Genomic DNA, 20,664 nt, shown 5'->3' with positions numbered 1-20,664 from the left:
TTGTTAACGATTCAGGAGTTGCACTGATGGAATTATCCTCTCTGACCGCCGTCTCACCTGTCGATGGCCGTTATGGCGATAAAGTCAGCCCGCTGCGCGCCATTTTCAGCGAATACGGTTTGCTGAAATTCCGCGTTGAGGTTGAAGTTCGCTGGTTACAGAAACTGGCTACGACCGCAGAGATCAAGGAAGTTCCTGCATTTGATGCTGACGCAAACGCTTTCCTTGATGCCATTGTCGCCAATTTCAGCGAAGAAGACGCGGCGCGCATTAAAACCATCGAACGCACCACCAACCACGACGTTAAAGCGGTTGAGTACTTCCTGAAAGAGAAAGTGGCCGATATCCCTGCGCTGCATGCGGTATCCGAGTTCATCCACTTCGCCTGTACTTCTGAAGATATTAACAACCTTTCTCACGCGCTGATGCTGGAAACCGCTCGCCGTGATGTCATCGTGCCTTTCTGGAACAAAATCATCGATGCGGTGAAAGGTCTGGCGCAGGAGTATCGCGATATCCCGCTGCTGTCGCGTACTCACGGCCAGCCTGCTACGCCATCCACCATGGGTAAAGAGATGGCTAACGTCGCTTACCGTATGGAACGTCAGCTGCGTCAGTTGAGCAAAATCGAAGTGCTGGGCAAAATCAACGGCGCGGTCGGCAACTATAACGCCCACATCGCTGCGTATCCGGAAGTGGACTGGCATCAGCTGAGCGAGCAGTTTGTCACCTCACTGGGCGTCACCTGGAACCCGTACACCACGCAGATCGAACCGCATGACTACATCGCAGAACTGTTTGATTGCATCGCGCGTTTCAACACCATCCTGATCGACTTTGACCGTGATATCTGGGGTTACGTAGCCCTGAATCACTTCAAGCAGAAAACTATCGCGGGCGAAATTGGTTCTTCCACCATGCCGCATAAAGTGAACCCGATTGACTTCGAAAACTCAGAAGGCAACCTCGGTCTGGCGAATGCGGTGATGCAGCACCTGGCAAGCAAACTGCCGGTTTCCCGCTGGCAGCGCGATCTCACCGACTCTACCGTGCTGCGTAACCTCGGTGTGGGCGTGGGCTACGCACTGATCGCTTATCAGGCGACGCTGAAAGGTATTTCCAAGCTGGAAGTGAACCGCGATCGTCTGCTGGACGAACTGGATCACAACTGGGAAGTGCTGGCCGAGCCGATCCAGACCGTAATGCGCCGCTACGGTATCGAGAAGCCATACGAAAAGCTGAAAGAGCTGACGCGTGGCAAACGTGTAGATGCAGCCGGTATGCAGGCCTTCATCGACAGTCTCGAACTGCCGGAAGAAGAGAAAGTGCGTCTGAAGCAGATGACACCGGCCAACTATCTCGGCCGCGCCATTCAGATGGTTGATGATTTAAAATAATCATTAAGGGTGTGCCTGCTCGCACACCCTACCCTTTCCCTCAGGCAGTCGAGCACCAGCAAATCGGCAAGTGCATCAATCCCTTGTTGCCTGTGTCCGAAATGAATGCTCGCCGCTTTTTGCTGCTGTCGTTCAAACGATGACAATCAAGTGTTGTTCTCTTGTTTAGCTCGCTTAACATATACTCTTGCCATCATCACTGAGTTTGAAGGTAAGGAAATTCTATGCGTGTTCTGGTTGTGGAAGATAATGCACTGCTGCGTCATCATCTCGCCGTGCAGTTACGTGAAATGGGTCATCAGGTGGATGCTGCCGAAGATGCCAAAGAAGCCGACTATTTCCTGCAGGAACACATTCCCGACATTGCGCTGGTCGATTTAGGCTTGCCTGATGAAGATGGCATGTCGTTGATTCGTCGCTGGCGCGGCGATGCTGTGCGTCAACCGATTCTGGTGTTGACGGCACGTGAAGGCTGGCAGGCTAAAGTGGAAGCACTCGAAGCCGGTGCCGATGACTACGTCACCAAACCTTTCCATATCGAAGAAGTCGCTGCACGTTTGCAGGCGCTGATGCGTCGCAACAGTGGACACGCTTCGCAGATCATTGCGATGCCGCCGTTCCAGGTTGATCTGTCACGTCGCGAAGTCACCGTCAATGATGCACCGGTCAAACTCACCGCCTTTGAGTACACCATTGTAGAAACCTTGATCCGCAACGCCGGAAAAGTGGTCAGCAAAGATTCGCTGATGCTGCAACTCTATCCCGATGCCGAACTGCGCGAGAGCCACACCATTGATGTTTTGATGGGGCGCCTGCGTAAAAAGATTCTTGCGCTCCATCCGACCGAAGTGATTAACACCGTGCGCGGCCAGGGCTATCGCTTTGATCTCTGATTTATGAATTGGCTGAATCGCTTACGTCCTTTCTCATTACGCGCCCGGTTTTTACTGGCGACTGCCGCTATTGTCCTGTTTCTGTCGCTCTCCTACGGCATGGTTGCCGTAGTCGGCTATGTGGTGAGTTTCGATAAAAACACCTATCGCGTGATGCGCGGCGAGAGCAACCTGTTCTTCACCCTGGCGCAATGGCAAAACAATAAGCTGACCATTGCCCAGCCAGAGCGTATGACGCTCAATTTCCCGACGCTGGTGTTCATCTACGATGAACACGGCAAGTTGCTGTGGCAGCAGCGTGATGTGCCTGACATCCGCAAAAACATTCGGCGTGAGTGGCTGCTCAAGCCCGATTTTTATGAAATTGACACCACAAATCGCACCAGTCTGGCCGCCATCGGCAACAACTCCGAGGTCAAAGAGCGGTTACATCAACTGGACAGCGACAACAACGACACCTTTACCCACTCGGTCGCCGTCAACCGTTACGATGCCACCACCAACTTACCGGCACTGACCATCGTCGTGGTGGATTCCATCCCCCAGGAACTGCAGCACTCGGATGTGGTGTGGTCATGGTTTAGCTATGTGCTGGCAGCAAACCTGCTGTTAGTGATTCCGCTGCTGTGGCTGGCCGCGCACTGGAGCCTGCGCCCTATTGGTGATTTAACCGCGCAGGTGCGTGAACTGGAAACGGGTCATCGCGAGAATCTGGATGACAATCCACCGCAGGAGTTGCGCAGCCTGGTGCGAAATCTCAACCTGCTGCTAACCAATGAGCGCCAGCGCTACACGCGTTATCGCACCACCCTGTCTGATTTAACGCACAGCCTGAAAACCCCGCTGGCGGTGTTGCAGAGTACCTTGCGCTCCCTGCGCAGCGGCAAGGAGCTAACCGTGGAGCAGGCCGAGCCGGTGATGCTGGAGCAGATTAGCCGTATTTCACAACAAATTGGCTACTACCTGCATCGAGCCAGTATGCAGGCCGATCATAATCCGCTGCAGCGCGATCTGCATTCGGTGTCGGCACTACTGGATAGCCTTTGCTCGGCGCTGAATAAGGTTTATCAGCGCAAAGGGGTCGAAATCACCCTGGATATCTCCCCCGAGTTGACCTTTATCGGCGACCAAAATGACTTTATGGAAGTGCTGGGCAATGTGCTGGATAACGCCTGCAAATACTGCCTGGAATTTATTGAGGTCAGCGCACGACAAACCGACAAGGCACTGCATCTGTTTATTGATGATGACGGCCCCGGCATTCCTGAAAGCAAACGCGATCTGATCTTCGTGCGCGGTCAGCGTGCCGATACGTTACGTCCCGGCCAGGGCCTTGGCTTAGCCGTGGTCCGCGACATCCTCGAACAATACGCTGGTAAGGTGATCGCCAGCACCAGCCCGCTGGGCGGTGCCCGCATGGAAGTGATTTTCCAGCGTCAGGAAGTTGAACATCACCGCGAGTAGAAAGGCCTGCGGGCTGTTATACTTGCCTGCATTCATGGCCCTAACCGGAACACTCGTATGGACTATCAGCTCGATATTAACTGGCCCGACTTTATTCAGCGCTACTGGCAAAAACGTCCGGTGGTGCTCAAGCGTGGTTTTAAAAACTTCATTGATCCCATTTCTCCTGATGAGCTGGCGGGTCTGGCGATGGAAAACGAGGTGGACAGCCGCCTGGTGAGCCATAACAACGGCAAATGGCAGGTGAGTCATGGTCCGTTTGAAAGCTATGATCATCTCGGCGAGAGCAACTGGTCGCTGCTGGTGCAGGCGGTAAATCACTGGCATGAACCTTCTGCTGCCCTGATGCGCCCGTTCCGCCTCCTGCCTGACTGGCGCATTGACGATCTGATGATCTCTTTTGCCGTTCCGGGCGGCGGCGTAGGCCCGCACTTCGACCAGTATGATGTGTTTATCATTCAGGGCACCGGCCGTCGTCGCTGGCGCGTAGGCGAAAAAGTGCCGATGAAACAGCACTGCCCGCATCCCGATCTGCTGCAGGTTGAGCCGTTTGACGCCATCATCGATGAAGAGATGGAACCCGGCGACATCCTGTACATTCCGCCAGGATTCCCGCATGAAGGCTATTCGCTGGAAAATGCCATCAACTATTCGGTCGGCTTCCGTGCACCTAACGGTCGTGAATTGATCAGTGGCTTCGCTGATTACATGCTGGCGCACGAATTAGGCAGCTATCGTTTCAGCGATCCGGATGTGCCGTCGCGTGATTGCCCGTCACAGATTTTGCCTTCTGAAGTGGAAGGAATTCGTCAGGTGATGCTGGATGTCATTAATCAGCCAGAACAGTTTAATCAGTGGTTTGGTGAGTTTATCTCACAGACACGTCACGAACTGGATATCGCACCTCCTGAGCCGCCGTATCAGCCTGATGAGATTTACGATGCGCTGCAGCAAGGCGATGCGCTGACACGTCTTGGTGGCCTGCGCGTGTTAACGCTGGGCGATGCGGTGTTTGTGAATGGCGAGCGCGTGGCGTGCAGCCACCCGGAAGTGCTGGCGGCACTGGCACACAATCAGGTGTTAACGCTGGAAGATTTCGGCGATGCGCTGGACGATCCGTCGCTGCTGGCTCAGCTTGCGGCGCTGGTGAACAGCGGCTACTGGTTCTTTGGTGAGTAATCTGTTGCGCTAAAATCGCGCCTCTTTATCACGGCGCGATTTACCACAGGTTTTAGCCGCGACAGAGACGCTGTTGACTGCGCCGCCACGTAAGATATTGATAAAAGGCCTGCTTAGCAGGCCTTTTTCATACTATTTCTTCTCTGCTGCCAGCGCAGACAAGCGCACAATCACATCCACCGCCTGCGACATCACATTTAATGACGCGAACTCGTGTTTACCGTGGTAGTTATAGCCGCCGGTGAACAAGTTCGGGCAAGGCAAGCCTTTCCACGATAGCGCAGAGCCGTCGGTGCCACCGCGAATCGGCTTCACCACCGGTTCAATCCCGCAATCACGAATGGCCTGCAGCGCCAGCTCAATAATCTGCGGATGTGGCTCAACTTTCTCACGCATATTGCGGTAGCTGTCGCTAATCTCTACTTTCACTGAGCATTCAGCCTGCAGCCCCTTCCCAACGCGCGCAGCAATCTCTTCCAGCAGCTGTTTACGCTGTTCATAACTGTCGGCGTCGAAATCACGAATCAAATACATTAACTCGGCATGCTCAACCGTGCCTTTGATGGTATGCAGATGGAAAAAGCCTTCATAACCATCGGTGAACTGAGGTTTTTCTTTGGCGGGTAGCTCAGCGTGGAAACGCATTGCCAGATCCAGCGCGTTCACCATGACGTTTTTCGCACTGCCGGGGTGCACGTTATTGCCGGTGATTTTCACCATCGCGGTTGCTGCATTGAAGTTTTCAAATTCAAATTCGCCGAGATCGCTGCCATCAATGGTGTACGCCCAGTCCGCTGCAAAACCTTCAACATCGAAATGAGAGGTGCCGCGTCCAATCTCTTCATCTGGGGTAAACGCCACACGAATCGCGCCGTGCGGAATATTCTCTTTCACCAGTCGCGCCATCGCCGTCATGATTTCAGCGATACCCGCTTTATCATCTGCGCCCAGCAAGGTTTTGCCATCGGTGGTGATCAGCGTATGGCCAATCAGCTTGTGCAGAATCGGGAACATCACCGGCGAGAGGATTTCATCGCCATTGCCCAGCGCAATATCGCCGCCACGGTAGTTTTCGATAATCTGCGGATTGACGTTTTTAGCGGTGAAATCCGGTGACGTATCCATATGCGAGATAAAGCCGATCACCGGGGTCGGCCAGTCTACGTTGGCGGGCAAAGTACCCATCACGCAGCAGTGATCGCTCAGGGACACATCAACAAATCCCAGTGCAATCAGCTCTTCCTGTAACTGACGCGCCAGCGTCCACTGCCCTTCACTGCTGGGCACCTGACGCGCCTGCGGTTTTGACTGAGTTTCTACGGCCACATAACTGAGAAAACGCTCAAGTAATTGATCCATTTGTCATCCCTCTAAAGAACCTGCGTTATTATCATGGCGCGTGAGGCGCGCCATGTTGCGTCAAATCATTATCCTTCAGGTTAGCGTTCTCAGCGCAAAGTGCTTAACCAGATATCGTCTTACTTATACAGCCCGCGTAGAAAGGTATGCACAAAATCCGGTACCACCTCACTGGCCAAGCCGTACTGGCTTTCCGCGAACTCATTGCCCACCTGACTCGGCTCCAGATTAAGCTCAACGGTATGCGCACCCTGCAGTTTTGCTTCATGCACAAAGCCGGCGGCGGGATAGACATGCCCGGAGGTGCCAATGGCGATAAACAGATTGGCTTTCTCGATCGCCTGATAAATCTCTTCCATGCCGAGCGGCATTTCTCCAAACCACACCACATGCGGACGGAGTCGGGCCGGGAACTGGCAGCAGGTGCAACGATCGTCCGGCTTAACATCTTCCGTCCAATCCAGCACCTGAGCACTGCTTTCACAGCGCACTTTTAGCAATTCACCGTGCATATGCAACACGCGCTGACTGCCTGCCCGCTCATGGAGATTATCGATGTTCTGCGTCACCAACAGGAAGTTGTCGCCCAGCACCTGTTCCAGTTCGGCCAGCGCTTTGTGCGCGGCATTTGGCTGAATCTCCGGCTGTTGCAACTGACGGCGGCGCGCATTGTAGAATCCTTGCACCAGATCGGGATTACGATGAAATCCTTCTGGTGTGGCAACATCTTCAACCCGATGCTCTTCCCATAATCCGTCGGCAGCGCGGAAGGTTTGAATGCCTGACTCGGCGGAGATGCCAGCGCCGGTCAGTACCACGACGCGCGGTTGCGGGTGCGCAGCCAGTTCAGCTTTGCGATCGCGTTCAAAGATGCGCTGGCGAAAGCGCTGATGCACTTTGCGGCGATTTTTCTTGTCGCGGGCGAGTCGTAGGCGGCGGCGCGGTATGCGCATAAAAGCTCCTTATGCTGCGGTGGTTGTCACCGCATGTCGGGTGTTTGGCTCGGGATAATGGTTCCCGATAATAGCGGCTGCGCATGACGGCTGCATGCCACAGACGCTGAAAATGTGCGCAGCCGCGAAGGCGGCTGCGTTTTTTATCATTACTGCCCGCTCAGCACGCGAGCCGGATCGATTCGACTGGCACGCCGCGCCGGATACCAGCTGGCAATCAGGCTGAGCAGGATGGCGGTCACCAGCACCGAAATCACATCAATCCAGTGCAGCTCCGATGGCAGGAAATCAATGAAGTAGATATCCCCCGCCAGCAACTGATGACCGGTAAGGTGCTCCAGCCCACGCACGATCGGTGTCAGGTTGAGCGCCACCAGCACGCCCACCACCACACCGCTGATGCTGCCGAGCAATCCGGCCAGCAAGCCATACCAGATAAAAATGGCGCGGATCAGGCCATCTTTGGCGCCCAGCGTGCGCAGCACCGCAATATCACTGCTCTTGTCTTTCACCGCCATTACCAGCGTCGAGACGATATTAAAACAGGCCACGCCAATCACCAGCACCATCGCCAGATACATAATCGCGCGTATCATCTGGATATCGCGGTACATGTAACCGTAAGTGCCAATCCAGCTTTTAATGTAGACATAAGAGTGCGTGGCTTCACCGGCATCGCGCACCAGTTTTTGCGCCTGGAAGGGATCGCTCATCTTCAGCGCAATGCCGCTGACGCTGTCACCCATATCAAGATATTTTTGCGCATCCGCCAGCGGCACCAGCGCCAGGCTGTGGTCGAGCATTCCGCTGAGTTGCAGAATGCCTGATACCTGCAGACGAATACGTTTCGGTTGCAGCAGCTTATTTTCACCGTCATTGTTCGGGATCATGATGGTGATCCAATCGCCCTGTTTCACGTTGAGCGATTTGGCAATGCCACCACCGAGGATGATCTGCTGTTTATCTGCGCCGAACTGCTGCCACGCATCGCCATCGACAAAGCTCGGCAAAGCGCTCAGACGTGATTCCTGTTGCGGGTCGACACCTTTCACCTGCAGCGCCTGCATCTTCGCGCCGCTCTCAATCAAGCCGGTGAAGTTAACATAAGGCGCCGCTGCCGCGATACCCGGCACCTTTTCAATCGGTGCGATCATCGGCTGCCAGTTGCGGAAAGGCTGATTCACCGGCTCGATTTCACCGTGCGGTACCACGGCCAGAATGCGCTTGTTCAGCTCGCGTTCAAAACCGTTCATCGCGCTCAGGCCAATAATCAACACCGCAACACCCAGGGCGATGCCGATGGTCGAGATGATGGAGATCAGTGAGACCATGCCACCACGCCGCCGACCGCGACTGAAGCGCAGGCCAAGCAGCAGGGATAATGACGAACCCATCAGATGGCTCCCAGCGTCAGATGCTCGCTCAGCTGACCGTCGCGCATCTCCATCTGGCGATTCAGACGTTTAGCCAGATTCAGATCGTGCGTCACCACCAGAAATGCGGTGCCCTGCTGCTGATTCAGCTCGCCCAGCAGTTTGAAAATCGCATCGGCATTACGCGCGTCCAGGTTACCGGTCGGTTCATCCGCCATCACCAGGCGCGGACGGTTCACCAGCGCACGCGCGATTGCGACACGCTGACGCTCACCGCCTGACAGCTCAGAAGGACGATGTGCGGCGCGTTTTTCCAGTCCTACCGCTGCCAGCATTTCCAGCGCGCGCGAGGCGGCCTCCGCTTTTGCGGTTTTGCCGATCAGCAATGGCATCGCCACGTTCTCCAGTGCCGTGAAGTCTGGCAATAGATGGTGGAACTGATAGATAAAGCCCAGCTCGCGGTTGCGCAGTTCGGCTTTGGCAGCAGAAGACATCGCATTCAGTGATTTGCCGTCGAACACCACGTCACCCGAAGTGGGCGCATCGAGGCCGCCGAGAAGATGCAGTAAGGTACTTTTACCCGAGCCGGAGCTGCCAACGATGGCCGTCAGTTCGCCTGGCTGCAGGCTAAAAGCCACATTGCGCAGCACATCGGACTGCACGCTGCCTTCCTGATAGCGTTTGCACAGGTCACGACACTGCAACAAAGGGGTATTACTCATAACGTAAAGCCTCAGCGGGTTGAACGGCGGCAGCGCGCCATGAAGGATAAAGGGTTGAGAGCAGCGCGACGATCATCGAGACCAGCGCAATCGTGACCACCTGCCAGATGTTGATATCGACCGGCAATGCCGCGCCATCCAGGAACAGGCCAATCACTGGCATCAAATTATTCAGCTGGCTGGCGAGCAGCACGCCGAGCAGCGTACCGAGCAAGGTGCCGATAATGCCGGCACTGGCGCCCTGCACCATAAACACCGCGACAATCTGTCGACGGGTTAAGCCCTGTGTTTGCAGAATCGCCACTTCACCCTGCTTTTCCATGATCAGCAGACCGAGTGAAGTAATGATGTTAAACGCCGCTACCGCGATGATCAGACTCAGCAGCAGCCCCATCATGTTTTTTTCCATGCGTACCGCCTGGAACAGATCGCCTTTGCGCTCGCGCCAGTCTTTCAGCGTCAGGCCATCCGGCAGGTGCTGTTCACTGAAGGCATCCACATTCAGCGGTTTATCCAGCCACAAACGCCAGCCGGTGATATTACCCAGCGGATAGCGCATCACGCGGGAGGCATCCTGCTGATTCACCAGAATCTGATAGGCATCGACTTCGCTGTTGGCAGCATAGGTGCCTGCGACGGTGAAGATACGCTGGCTCGGCAAGCGGCCCACCGGCGTAAACTGGCTCACCGTCGGCACCATCAGACGCAGCTGGTCGCCACGTTTAACGCCCAACTGAGACGCCAACTGTTCACCGAGAATCACATTGTATTGGCCCGGTTGCAGAACGTTCTGTTGCGTGTTCACAAGATAAGGGGTGAGCGGGTCTTGTTCGTCCGGGTTGATGCCCAGCATCACGCCCACTGAGACATTGCGCGCGCTTTGCAGCACCACATCAGCGGTGGTCAGCGGGGCCACACGCGTGACGCCCTGCAGTTTGAGGCTCTCCGCCGTCACCTGCTGTGGATTAATGCTGCCTTTGTCGCTGGTGACCAACGCTTGCGGCATCAGGCCGAGGATATTGCCCTCCAGCTCACGCTCGAAGCCGTTCATCACCGACAGTACGGTGACCAGCGCCAGCACGCCCAGCGTGATACCGATGGTGGAAAGCCAGGAGACGAAGCGACCGAAGCGGTCTGAGGCACGTCCACGCATGTAGCGCAAACCGATGAATAACGCGACTGGTTGATACATGAGATCCGTCTTGGCAGTTGCCTGAAAATAAGTAGTGGGATGATAAAGGAGCAGCCCTGTTTATGAAACCTCTAACCCTCTGAGTCTATGGCAAAGTTGCATCCAAATACGTCGCAATCTGCGTCAATGCATAAAATTGCGACAAAATAATGATACTTGTTGTGCGTTTATTAGGCATACCCTGCGGTAGACTTCTCCATGTAGCACAAATTTATGTCCAGCCGGCACCGCAGTATGCCCGTTTAATCAGCACCGCAGTCAGCCCAAAGATTTCGTGCTGTGGCAAGGCGGCAAGCCTGCTAATCCCCAGGAGCTTACATCAGTAAGTGACTGGGGTTAGCAGGCGCAGCCAACGCCGCCACGGTGCGAAAGATGCCGGGCGAAAAGGAGTATACCCATGTTCAGATTTCCGAAGGGCAGTATCGTGAAACACAAATCGGGAGAAATCAGAGGCGAGATCGTCAACGTCTTTGAACAGGGAGATGCGGCAACCGGCTATTACGTGAAGTGGGACGACGGCAACCACAGCTATCATCTGGAAAAAGAGCTGTCCTGGGCTAACGTCGATCGTCCGCGCATGCACTACACACAGCAATCAAGTAAGTGACCGGGGTTCGCAGACGCAGCTAACGCGGCCACAGCGCGAAGTATGAAGGGCGATGAGAAATAGCACCGCGACAGATGATCCTGGGGGCAGATTATGGAATGATGACGCCCTGGAATCCAAGGAGAGAATGTCGAGTCCTTATGTCGGAACAGAGTCGTTATACCCTGCCTGTGAAAGCGGGCGATCATCGTCAGCTCGGCGAACTGATTGGTGCCGCGCAGGCGGTTGAGTGCGCCAGTATCACCGAACGCCACCCGGGTCCGGTGCTGATGATTACGCCGGATATGCAATCTGCCCTGCGTCTGCAGGAGGAGATTCGCCAGTTCACCGATCTGCCGGTCACCAATCTCGCCGACTGGGAAACGCTGCCTTACGACAGCTTCTCGCCGCATCAGGACATTATCTCTGCCCGTCTTTCCACCCTTTATCAACTGCCCAATCTGACGCGCGGCATGCTGATTATGCCGGTCAACACGCTGATGCAGCGCGTCTGTCCGCACAGCTTCCTGCATGGACATGCGCTGGTGATGAAGCAGGGGCAAAAACTCTCGCGCGATGCGCTGCGTGATCAGCTGGAGCAGGCTGGCTATCGCCATGTCGATCAGGTGATGGAGCACGGCGAGTACGCCACGCGCGGCGCGCTGCTGGATCTGTTCCCAATGGGCAGCGATCAGCCCTATCGTATCGACTTCTTTGATGACGAAATTGACAGCCTGCGCCTGTTCGATGCGGACAGCCAACGCACGCTGGAAGCGGTTGACGCCATCAATTTGCTGCCTGCGCACGAGTTTCCCACTGATAAAGCGGCGATTGAGCTGTTCCGCAGCCGCTGGCGCGAGCTATTTGATGTGCGCCGCGAGCCGGAGCATGTCTATCAGCAGGTGAGCAAAGGCACGCTGCCTGCCGGGATCGAATACTGGCAGCCGCTGTTCTTTGAGCAGGAGTTGCCTACCCTGTTCAGCTATCTGCCTGCTAACACGCTGGTACTCAACAGTGGCGATCTGCACGGCAGCGCCGATCGCTTCTGGCAGGATGCTAACGCGCGTTTCGACAATCGCCGCATCGATCCTATGCGCCCGCTGCTGGAGCCTGCAACGTTGTGGCTGCGCCCGGACGCGTTGCTCGGCGAACTGAAAGCCTGGCCACGCATGCAGCTCAGCAGCGAAACGCTGCCAGAAAAAGCCGCCAATACCAATCTCGGCTATCAACCGCTGCCGGAACTGACGGTGCAGGCCCAGGCGAAAGCGCCACTCGATCTGCTGCGTCAGTTCATGGAGCAGTTTGATGGGCAGATCATTTTCTCAGTAGAAAGTGAAGGCCGTCGTGAAAGCCTGCAGGAATTGCTGGCGCGCATCAAACTGCGCCCACAGCCGATTGAACGCTTTGAAGAAGCCGCCAAACAGCCGCACAGTTTAATGATTGGTGCCAGTGAACGCGGCTTTATTGATAGCGCGGGCCATCGCGCGTTGATTTGTGAAAGCGACCTGCTGGGTGAGCGTGTCAGCCGTCGTCGCCAGGATAATCGCCGTACCATCAATCCCGATGTGTTGATCCGCAACCTCGCCGAGCTACATCCCGGCCAGCCGGTGGTGCATCTGGAACACGGTGTGGGCCGTTATATTGGCCTGACTACACTGGAAGCCGGCGGCATTGTCGCGGAATATCTGATGCTCTCCTATGCGGGCGACGCCAAGCTGTACGTGCCCGTTTCATCACTGCACCTGATCAGCCGCTACGCGGGTGGCGCGGATGAGAATGCCCCGCTGCACAAGCTGGGCAGCGATGCCTGGTCACGCGCACGCCAGAAAGCGGCGGAGAAAGTGCGTGATGTGGCGGCCGAACTGCTGGATATCTACGCCCAACGCGCGGCCAAAACCGGCTTCGCCTTTAAGCACGATCGCGATCAGTATCAACTGTTCTGCGAAGGCTTCCCGTTTGAGACTACGCCGGATCAGGGCCAGGCCATTAATGCGGTGCTGAGCGACATGTGCCAGCCGCTGGCAATGGATCGTCTGGTGTGCGGTGACGTAGGCTTTGGTAAAACTGAAGTGGCGATGCGCGCCGCCTTCCTCGCGGTGGAGAATGCCAAACAAATCGCCGTGCTGGTGCCCACCACCCTGCTGGCGCAGCAGCATTACGATAACTTCCGCGACCGTTTCGCCAACTGGCCAGTGCGCATTGAGATGCTGTCACGCTTCCGTAGCGCGAAAGAGCAGAGTCAGGTGCTGGAACAGGCACGTGAAGGCAAAGTGGATATTCTGATCGGCACGCATAAGTTGCTGTCAAACGACCTGAAATGGCACGATCTCGGTCTGTTGATTGTCGATGAAGAGCACCGTTTTGGCGTGCGTCATAAAGAGCGTATTAAAGCGATGCGCGCGGACGTTGATATCCTGACGCTCACTGCTACCCCCATCCCGCGTACGCTGAATATGGCGATGAGCGGCATGCGCGATCTGTCGATCATTGCAACACCGCCAGCCCGCCGTCTGGCAGTGAAAACCTTTGTGCGCGAGTACGACAGCCTGGTGGTGCGTGAAGCGCTGCTGCGTGAAATTTTACGCGGCGGTCAGGTTTACTATCTCTACAACGATGTTGAGAACATCGAAAAAGCCGCACAGCGGCTGGCGGAGCTGGTGCCGGAGGCCCGCATCGCCATCGGCCACGGCCAGATGCGCGAGCGCGAGCTGGAACGGGTGATGAATGATTTCCACCACCAGCGTTTTAACGTGCTGGTGTGTACCACCATCATCGAAACCGGTATTGATGTGCCGAGCGCCAACACCATCATCATTGAGCGTGCTGACCACTTTGGCCTGGCGCAGCTGCATCAGCTGCGTGGCCGCGTCGGGCGCTCACACCATCAGGCCTATGCCTGGCTGTTAACGCCGCATCCAAAAGCCATGACCACTGATGCGCAGAAGCGTCTGGAGGCGATTGCCTCGCTGGAAGACCTGGGCGCGGGCTTTGCGCTGGCGACGCACGATCTTGAGATTCGCGGTGCCGGCGAGCTGCTGGGCGAAGATCAAAGCGGCCAGATGGAAACGATCGGTTTCACGCTGTATATGGAACTGCTGGAAAACGCCGTGGATGCGCTGAAGGCCGGGCGCGAGCCATCGCTGGAAGATCTCACCAGCAACCAGACCGAAATCGAACTGCGCATGCCTGCGCTGCTGCCGGATGACTTTATCCCGGACGTGAACACGCGTTTGTCACTCTATAAACGCGTTGCCTCAGCCAGTGACGAGCAGGAACTGGCTGAACTGAAGGTTGAGATGATCGATCGTTTTGGCAAGTTGCCGGATGCGGCGCGCAACCTTCTGGATGTGGCGGCTTTACGTCTGGTGGCGCGAGAACTGGGCGTGCGTAAAATTGAAGCCAGTGAAAAAGGCGGATTCTTCGAGTTCGCGCCGCAGAATCATGTCGATCCTGGTTGGTTGATTGGCCTGCTGCAAAAAGATCCTAAACAGTGGAAGTTGGATGGTCCGATCCGTCTGAGATTCACTCGTGATTTGGAAGAGCGCAAAGTGCGGATGGAGTGGATTCAGGGCTTCATTGCCGAGCTGGCGAAGAACCGGATTTAGCGTCCTCAGCCGCATCTCGCCTGGCGAAGCGATACATTGCGCTTCTGCATGCAACATGGTGGCTATCGGGACGCGAGAGGAATCTCGCCGCGCCGATAGCCACCATAAAAAAAGCGCCTTACGGCGCTTTTTTCGTTACTGCTGCTGTGACGTGTCTTTGCCCAATCAGGCCTGATTCGAATTCAGGATCAGCTGACCATTACGGTCAAGCGGAATGCGGGTGCCAGGGTCATTTTCCATGCGGATTTTGCCCTGCTGGTCGCCTATTTTATAGGTCACATCATAACCCAGCATTTTTTCCTGTTTGTCATAAACGGTTTTGCAACGCTGCTCGTTGGTGGTGTAAGTATCACGATCCTGCAGTGCCCCCTGCACCTGGTTACCACCGTAACCGCCCGCCAGCGCGCCCGCTACCGTTGCGACATCGCGCCCACGACCGCCACCAAACTGGTGACCGAGCACGCCGCCCGCCACTGCACCCAGTACCGAACCGGCGATGCGGTTCTCATCCTGTACCGGACGACGATGCGTTAACGTCACGTTGCGACACTCCTGTCGCGGTTGTTTAATGCTCTCTTTAATCGGCGTAGCCGAGAGAACTTGTGCATACTGCGGGCCGCGATCAAAGACATCCATGCTGGCGACGGCGGCAACCCCTAACGCTGCTGCCACGCCGATACCGATACCCGCTAACATTGATTTATTCACAGGAATGTCCTCCTGAATGTTGTTACCGCGCATTCCTGCCGCTACGAAATCCTGTGTAGCCGAGGCATAACCGGCGTGCGCGCCGCGCCGTGTTTGTGGATATAAGTTTTACAGATGGTCCGTAATTGCAACATCAGATTAATGGAGGAAACGCAGCGGAAAGCCGTCAGGGCCAGTTTTTCGGAGAGTTCTGAGAGAGGCTGAAATAACGCCGTAACCTTAAACTGAATTGTCGTTTTTCAGCGGGTTACGGCAGGCAGAGCGGCATCGGGCGGCAGAGGACCGCCCGAAAACATTAGTGCAACTTGAGGCGAGGACGCAGCACGCGGTTCAGGCTACCGACCAGCATCATCAGGCCGGTTTTGAAGTATCCATGGAGCGCAATCTGGTGCATGCGATATAGAGAAATGTACACGAAACGCGCAATGCGCCCTTCTACCATCATCGAGCCGCGCATCAGGTTACCCATCAGGCTACCCACGGTGGTGAAGCGCGACAGTGATACCAGAGAACCGTGATCTTTATAGACGTAGGCTTTGAGCGGTTTGCCTTTGCGTTGCGCCAGAATATTTTCCAGCGCGCGTGACGCCATCTGGTGTGCAGACTGCGCGCGCGGTGGCACAAAACCGCCGCCCGGCAGTGCGCAGGAGGCGCAGTCACCAATCGCGTAGATGTCATCATCCAGCGTGGTTTGCAGCGTGTCTTTCACCACCAACTGATTGATGCGGTTGGTTTCCAGCCCGCCAATCTCTTTCATAAAGTCCGGCGCTTTAATACCGGCAGCCCACACCATCAAGTCAGCATTAATAAATTCGCCGCCTTTGGTATTGAGCCCCTCTTCTGTTGCGCTGGTCACCATGGTTTGCGTCAGGACGCGCACGCCGAGCTTGGTCAGTTCCTGGTGTGCCGCAGCAGAAATGCGCGGTGGCAATGCTGGCAGAATACGCTCACCGGCTTCCACCAGCGTCACGTTCAGTGCAGAGCTATCAAGGCCTTTGTAGCCATAGCTGTGCAGCTGCTTCACGGCATTATAGAGTTCTGCTGACAGCTCAACGCCGGTGGCACCGCCGCCGACAATCGCAATGTTCACTTTTTCCAGGCTACCTTCACTGGCGGAGAAGCGCAGGAACAGGTTAAGCATCTCGTTGTGGAAACGACGAGCTTGATGCGGGTTATCGAGGAAGATGCAGTGATCTTTCACACCCGGAGTGCCGAAGTCATTGGAAGTACTGCCCAGCGCCATCACCAGACGGTCATAAGCCATCTCGCGCTGCGGTACCAGTAATTCACCGTTAGCATCGCGGATTTCCGCCAGCTCAATGGTTTTGTTTTCGCGGTTGATTTGCGTCAGCGAACCCAGCTGGAACTGAAAACCGTGATTACGCGCGTGCGCCAGATAGCTCAGGGCATCGATCCCTTCGTCCATCGAACCGGTTGCCACTTCATGCAACAATGGCTTCCACAGATGGCTGTGGTTGCGATCGACGAGAATAATCTCGGCTTTCTTGTTCCTGCCCAGCTTGTGACCGAGCTGCGTTGCCAGCTCTAAGCCGCCGGCACCACCGCCAATAATGACGATTTTTTCCATAGATGTAGTCAACAAAGACCCCCTCAAAGTTGTAAACCAATAGTTAATTAATGGTTACTAAAAACCTTAATAAACATAGGGTTGGCGACGTTAAATCGCGAGCTGAGGGCAGAATATCACGGCGCTAACGACATATCATAAGAAAATTGATGTACATCAATCTTTCAAGCGCATTATCAGAATGTTAAACGTTTTGTGCGCCGCATCACACGGCGCGCGGAGGCTCAGGCAAGGGATTTAAAGGCCTTAATGCGGTGTAAATGCGGCGAGATGTTCTTGAATTTATGGCTGGCCTGTTCGTCCCACACGATTTCATAGAAAGGATGCAGTTGTGCGGCCGTGCGCTGATTATCCAGCGCCTCGTCATGGCGGGACAAAATGGTCAGGCAGCGATCGCGATTCTTTTCACGAAAATCACTGACGCACTTGGTGGCGATATCCAGATACTCTTCCGGACGATCAATCTTGCCTTCCATGTTCTCATACGGGAATAGGTTGGGATTGAAAATCACCTGACGCATACCGCAGAGAAAACCGATACGTTCGGCCCAGTAACCACCCAGCCCCACCCCGCAAATCAAGGGATACGCGTCACCGCCCTGCTGCTGCAATTTATCGCACTCTTTCAGCAGAAACTGCATGTCATGTTTGGGGTGTTGCGTGCTGTAACTGATGAGTCTGACGTCCGGGTCAATAAACTGCAGTTGCAGCACTTTTTCGTGGTTGCCCGGACTATTGGAATCAAAACCGTGCAGATAGATGATCATGATTATCCTCAGCGTGGAATGAAATCCGGGCAGCGACGCTTATCTGCCCGACGCTTTATGCTCCAGCCAGCGCTCCTGTAATGCGCTCAGCTGATGATGATTCTGCTTCCAGCGTTCATTGGATTGCAGTGATTCTCGAGTGTAACGTCCCTGATGGTATAACTGCGTGACACGCTCCGCCTGGATCGGCGTCAAGTTATCCAGCACACTTACCGCCCCAGCACGCTGATTGCACACCAGGATCATATCGCAGCCCGCATTGAGCGACTGCTGTGCGCGCTCGGCATAACTGCCCATTACCGCAGCTCCTTCCATCGACAGATCGTCGGAGAAAATCACCCCGTTAAAGCCGAGTTCTTTACGCAGCACGGTTTGCAGCCAATAAGGTGAGCCGCTGGCAGGTAATGGATCGATCTCAGTATAGATAACGTGCGCCGGCATCACGGCATCCAGCAGTTGCTCATCAATCAACTGCTTAAAGATCGCCATATCATGCTGGCGCAGTGTGGCGGCATCACGCGGGTCGCGCGGAATCTCTTTGTGGGAGTCAGCGCTCACCGCACCGTGGCCGGGGAAATGTTTGCCGGTGGTTTTCATGCCCGCTTCGTGCATGCCGTTGATAAAACGGCGAGCAATTTGCAATGCAATCGTCGGATCTTCGTGGAAGGAACGGTCGCCAATCGCCGCGCTGATGTGGCCGATATCCAGCACCGGCGCAAAGCTGATGTCGATATCCATGGCAATCATTTCCGCGGCCATCTGCCAGCCCGCCTGCTGTGCCACTTCACCCGCGGTGGCGATATCGTGCAAAGCGGCAAAAGATTGCATCGCCGGGAGTGTGGTAAAGCCTTCACGGAAGCGCTGCACCCGTCCGCCTTCCTGATCCACGGCGACCACTAAACGATTACGCGAAGCAGCGCGAATCTGGCGTACCAGTTCCGCCAGCTGATCCACATCGTGAAAGTTGCGGGCAAACAGAATCAGTCCGCCCACCAGCGGATGCTTCAGAATCTCGCGCTCTTCGGCGTCGAGTTCGTAGCTTTCAACATCCAGCATTAATGGGCCGGGGGTATTCATGGTCATGGTTACAATCCTGAGTTAGAGATCCTGCCAGCTGGCCTGCGCCAGCTGTTGCAAATGAGGGTCACCGCTCTGTTCAGCACGCAGCTGATACCAGCTCGCCATCAGCAGATGCAGCCACGGCTGCCAGCGCCGCATATGTCGCTTAAGTCGCGCTTCGTCAAGCTGGCTGCGTTGCGCGTAACCCGCAATCCAGTCGATTGGGTGTTCACCATCGACCGCGCAGAGCGCCGCGAGTTCCAATGCCACATCGCCATCGGCAGAATATTCCCAATCGATGAGACGTAAGCCGTCTGACGTGGCAATCACATTGCCCGCGTGAACATCCATATGAATCGGCACGAGGCGTAACGGCCGGGGTTCACCCTGCCTGATCAGGCGCTGCAGTTGATGTTGCCAGCGCCAGTGGCGTTGCTGACACAGCTGCCAGTAGTGTTGCAACAGCGGTGTCAGTCGCAAGCGATAGCCTGTCAGCGGCTGCTGATGCAGGCGATGTAGCAAGGCAAGCACCGCATCACGCTGTTGATTGAATTGCTCAGGAGTCAGCACCTCGCCGGGCAACCAGCTCTGTAATAACCAGGGATGATGCCAATCCAGTGGCGTCGGCCCGAGTTGCGCAGCACGCATTCGACGCAAGATGCGATATTCGCGTTGGCGATCAACAAACGGGAGCGGTTGCTGTGGCGCACGACGCGCCAGCAGCTCACCCTGCTCGGTTTTCACCCGCACACTGTTGCCACTCAATCCCGGCAGCGCGAAAAAATGACCGGCAGCTTGCGCCGTCGGCCATTGTTGCTGAATCCGTTGTTGCAGTATGGGATCAGGGTTGAGCAATACCATTGCCTGACCAGATAATTTCACCGGTCTGCACCAGCATCAGCTGCATCTGCAGCGTTGGCGCTTTCACATCGCCCTGAGCACTGCTGTAAAGCACATACTGCGCGTTGACATTGCGTGCCAGGCCAATGGCTTTGCTGCGCGAATTGAGGCTGTCATCGGCGGATAAGCCCAGCGTCTGTTTTGCCTGTGCCAGCTGTTCTGGCGTCACTAGCGTGAATTTGCCGTTGTTTGCCAGCGCATTCTGGATGGCGTAGGTGGCTTTATCACTCTGCAACGCTCCGTTGGTGCTGTTCTTGATGCGATCCACCAGCAGCACGCTGCCTGGATTCACACCAGCAGACTGCACCATATTCCCGACTAACGGCTGCACGCTGGCATTCCAGTTAATGGTTTTCAGTTTTGGCGGCTGCGGCACCGTTTCCGGCGGCGGTACCGGCTGCACAGGTGGCTGCTCCGGTTGGGTTGGCGTCGTCGGCTGGGTCGGTTCAACCGGCGCAGGGGTTTGCTGTTTCACCACACAACCGGTGAGCATCAACGCAAATAACAGCGCGCTGGAACGTTTTACACTGCGAATCACAGGTTACTCCTCAGAGATAAAGATAGAGACGCACCTTACTGGCGGTCAGGTTACCGATTTGCGAGACAACTTCTGTGCTGCCATGCGCCGGGACGATTTGAGTTTGAGCCGGCTCTTCCGGTGTTATCTCCAGCCCCTTTTCGTCGTACCAATAGAAACGATAGTGAACGGTCACCGGCGTTTCCCGCTGATTATAGAGCACACTTGAGGCGCGCATCTGCCCATCACGGCTGGCCAGCGTGGGTTCGTCGGTAATGATGCCCGCAGAAAGCACGGAAGATTCCATTACCAGCGATTGCGAGGTGTTGATCATCGGTTTGTCACTGCTGCACCCGACAAGGGTCAGCAACAGCAGGCCACTCAGCCATTGACGCATCACAA

General features: G+C 55.6%; 18 protein-coding genes. 6 read left to right on the top strand and 12 right to left on the bottom strand.

Going from position 1 to position 20,664, the window contains the following annotated elements; genetic code table 11:
* The first annotated feature begins 26 nt into the window (after nucleotides 1-26).
* The 4 genes from purB (at nucleotide 27) to FD737_RS01335 (ending at nucleotide 4,933) form a co-directional block, all read left to right on the top strand.
* Complete coding sequence (gene purB, locus FD737_RS01350) at nucleotides 27-1,397, top strand: adenylosuccinate lyase (RefSeq protein ID WP_097119194.1); 1,371 nt, start codon at nucleotides 27-29, stop codon at nucleotides 1,395-1,397.
* A 224-nt stretch (nucleotides 1,398-1,621) separates the two neighbouring features.
* Nucleotides 1,622-2,290, top strand: a complete 669-nt coding sequence (gene phoP, locus FD737_RS01345) for a two-component system response regulator PhoP (protein ID WP_034822036.1) — start codon at nucleotides 1,622-1,624, stop codon at nucleotides 2,288-2,290.
* Between the two features lie 3 nt (nucleotides 2,291-2,293).
* On the top strand, nucleotides 2,294-3,754 hold the full coding sequence (gene phoQ / locus FD737_RS01340; protein ID WP_058962308.1) for a two-component system sensor histidine kinase PhoQ: 1,461 nt from the start codon (nucleotides 2,294-2,296) through the stop codon (nucleotides 3,752-3,754).
* Between the two features lie 57 nt (nucleotides 3,755-3,811).
* Entirely contained in the window at nucleotides 3,812-4,933 is a 1,122-nt protein-coding gene (locus FD737_RS01335; protein ID WP_160832504.1) for a cupin domain-containing protein, read from the top strand.
* A gap of 132 nt (nucleotides 4,934-5,065) precedes the next feature.
* Here FD737_RS01335 and pepT read toward each other — a convergent pair whose 3' ends face one another.
* The 5 genes from pepT to lolC all read right to left on the bottom strand — a co-directional run bounded on the left by pepT (nucleotide 5,066) and on the right by lolC (nucleotide 10,532).
* The gene (pepT, locus tag FD737_RS01330; protein ID WP_038647552.1) at nucleotides 5,066-6,292 is read right to left on the bottom strand and encodes a peptidase T; all 1,227 of its coding nucleotides are present in this window, start codon (nucleotides 6,290-6,292) and stop codon (nucleotides 5,066-5,068) included.
* Nucleotides 6,293-6,411: 119 nt separating this feature from the next.
* Nucleotides 6,412-7,245, bottom strand: a complete 834-nt coding sequence (gene cobB / locus FD737_RS01325) for a Sir2 family NAD+-dependent deacetylase (RefSeq protein WP_160832503.1) — start codon at nucleotides 7,243-7,245, stop codon at nucleotides 6,412-6,414.
* 149 nt (nucleotides 7,246-7,394) lie between these two features.
* Nucleotides 7,395-8,639: a lipoprotein-releasing ABC transporter permease subunit LolE gene (lolE, locus tag FD737_RS01320; protein ID WP_160832502.1), complete on the bottom strand. Its 1,245-nt coding sequence runs from the start codon at nucleotides 8,637-8,639 to the stop codon at nucleotides 7,395-7,397.
* The gene (gene lolD, locus FD737_RS01315) at nucleotides 8,639-9,340 is read right to left on the bottom strand and encodes a lipoprotein-releasing ABC transporter ATP-binding protein LolD (RefSeq protein ID WP_160832501.1); all 702 of its coding nucleotides are present in this window, start codon (nucleotides 9,338-9,340) and stop codon (nucleotides 8,639-8,641) included. Before lolD ends, lolE begins: the two co-directional genes overlap by 1 nt.
* Nucleotides 9,333-10,532 (bottom strand): lipoprotein-releasing ABC transporter permease subunit LolC, encoded by a 1,200-nt coding sequence (lolC, locus tag FD737_RS01310; RefSeq protein WP_160832500.1) that lies wholly within the window; start codon nucleotides 10,530-10,532, stop codon nucleotides 9,333-9,335. The genes lolD and lolC overlap by 8 nt, the downstream gene beginning before the upstream one ends.
* 397 nt (nucleotides 10,533-10,929) lie before the next feature.
* Here lolC and FD737_RS01305 point away from each other — a divergent pair, with 397 nt between their 5' ends.
* Both FD737_RS01305 and mfd read left to right on the top strand, forming a co-directional pair.
* Nucleotides 10,930-11,139, top strand: a complete 210-nt coding sequence (locus FD737_RS01305) for a hypothetical protein (protein WP_034822057.1) — start codon at nucleotides 10,930-10,932, stop codon at nucleotides 11,137-11,139.
* Nucleotides 11,140-11,279: 140 nt separating this feature from the next.
* On the top strand, nucleotides 11,280-14,723 hold the full coding sequence (gene mfd / locus FD737_RS01300; RefSeq protein WP_160832499.1) for a transcription-repair coupling factor: 3,444 nt from the start codon (nucleotides 11,280-11,282) through the stop codon (nucleotides 14,721-14,723).
* A gap of 165 nt (nucleotides 14,724-14,888) precedes the next feature.
* On the opposite strand, the gene FD737_RS01295 is transcribed toward mfd, so the two are convergent.
* The 7 genes from FD737_RS01295 to FD737_RS01265 all read right to left on the bottom strand — a co-directional run bounded on the left by FD737_RS01295 (nucleotide 14,889) and on the right by FD737_RS01265 (nucleotide 20,659).
* On the bottom strand, nucleotides 14,889-15,431 hold the full coding sequence (locus FD737_RS01295; protein WP_034822117.1) for a glycine zipper 2TM domain-containing protein: 543 nt from the start codon (nucleotides 15,429-15,431) through the stop codon (nucleotides 14,889-14,891).
* A 295-nt stretch (nucleotides 15,432-15,726) separates the two neighbouring features.
* Complete coding sequence (locus FD737_RS01290) at nucleotides 15,727-17,031, bottom strand: NAD(P)/FAD-dependent oxidoreductase (RefSeq protein WP_034822063.1); 1,305 nt, start codon at nucleotides 17,029-17,031, stop codon at nucleotides 15,727-15,729.
* Nucleotides 17,032-17,243: 212 nt separating this feature from the next.
* On the bottom strand, nucleotides 17,244-17,786 hold the full coding sequence (ycfP, locus tag FD737_RS01285; protein WP_034822066.1) for an alpha/beta hydrolase YcfP: 543 nt from the start codon (nucleotides 17,784-17,786) through the stop codon (nucleotides 17,244-17,246).
* A gap of 39 nt (nucleotides 17,787-17,825) precedes the next feature.
* Nucleotides 17,826-18,869: a beta-N-acetylhexosaminidase gene (nagZ, locus tag FD737_RS01280; protein WP_160832498.1), complete on the bottom strand. Its 1,044-nt coding sequence runs from the start codon at nucleotides 18,867-18,869 to the stop codon at nucleotides 17,826-17,828.
* A 15-nt stretch (nucleotides 18,870-18,884) separates the two neighbouring features.
* Nucleotides 18,885-19,727 (bottom strand): thiamine kinase, encoded by an 843-nt coding sequence (thiK, locus tag FD737_RS01275; protein ID WP_370522986.1) that lies wholly within the window; start codon nucleotides 19,725-19,727, stop codon nucleotides 18,885-18,887.
* A complete protein-coding gene (gene lpoB / locus FD737_RS01270) occupies nucleotides 19,687-20,283 on the bottom strand; it encodes a penicillin-binding protein activator LpoB (RefSeq protein WP_160832497.1) in 597 nt (198 codons plus the stop codon). Before lpoB ends, thiK begins: the two co-directional genes overlap by 41 nt.
* 10 nt (nucleotides 20,284-20,293) lie before the next feature.
* Nucleotides 20,294-20,659 carry a YcfL family protein gene (locus tag FD737_RS01265; RefSeq protein WP_058959574.1) on the bottom strand — a complete coding sequence of 122 codons (366 nt, stop codon included), beginning with the start codon at nucleotides 20,657-20,659 and terminating at the stop codon, nucleotides 20,294-20,296.
* Between the last annotated feature and the right edge of the window lie 5 nt (nucleotides 20,660-20,664).

It is taken from the genome of Pantoea sp. Seng (genome assembly GCF_009829935.1).
GTDB classification, from domain to species: Bacteria; Pseudomonadota; Gammaproteobacteria; order Enterobacterales; family Enterobacteriaceae; genus Pantoea; species Pantoea communis.
This window is presented reverse-complemented; position numbering and strand designations above follow the sequence as displayed.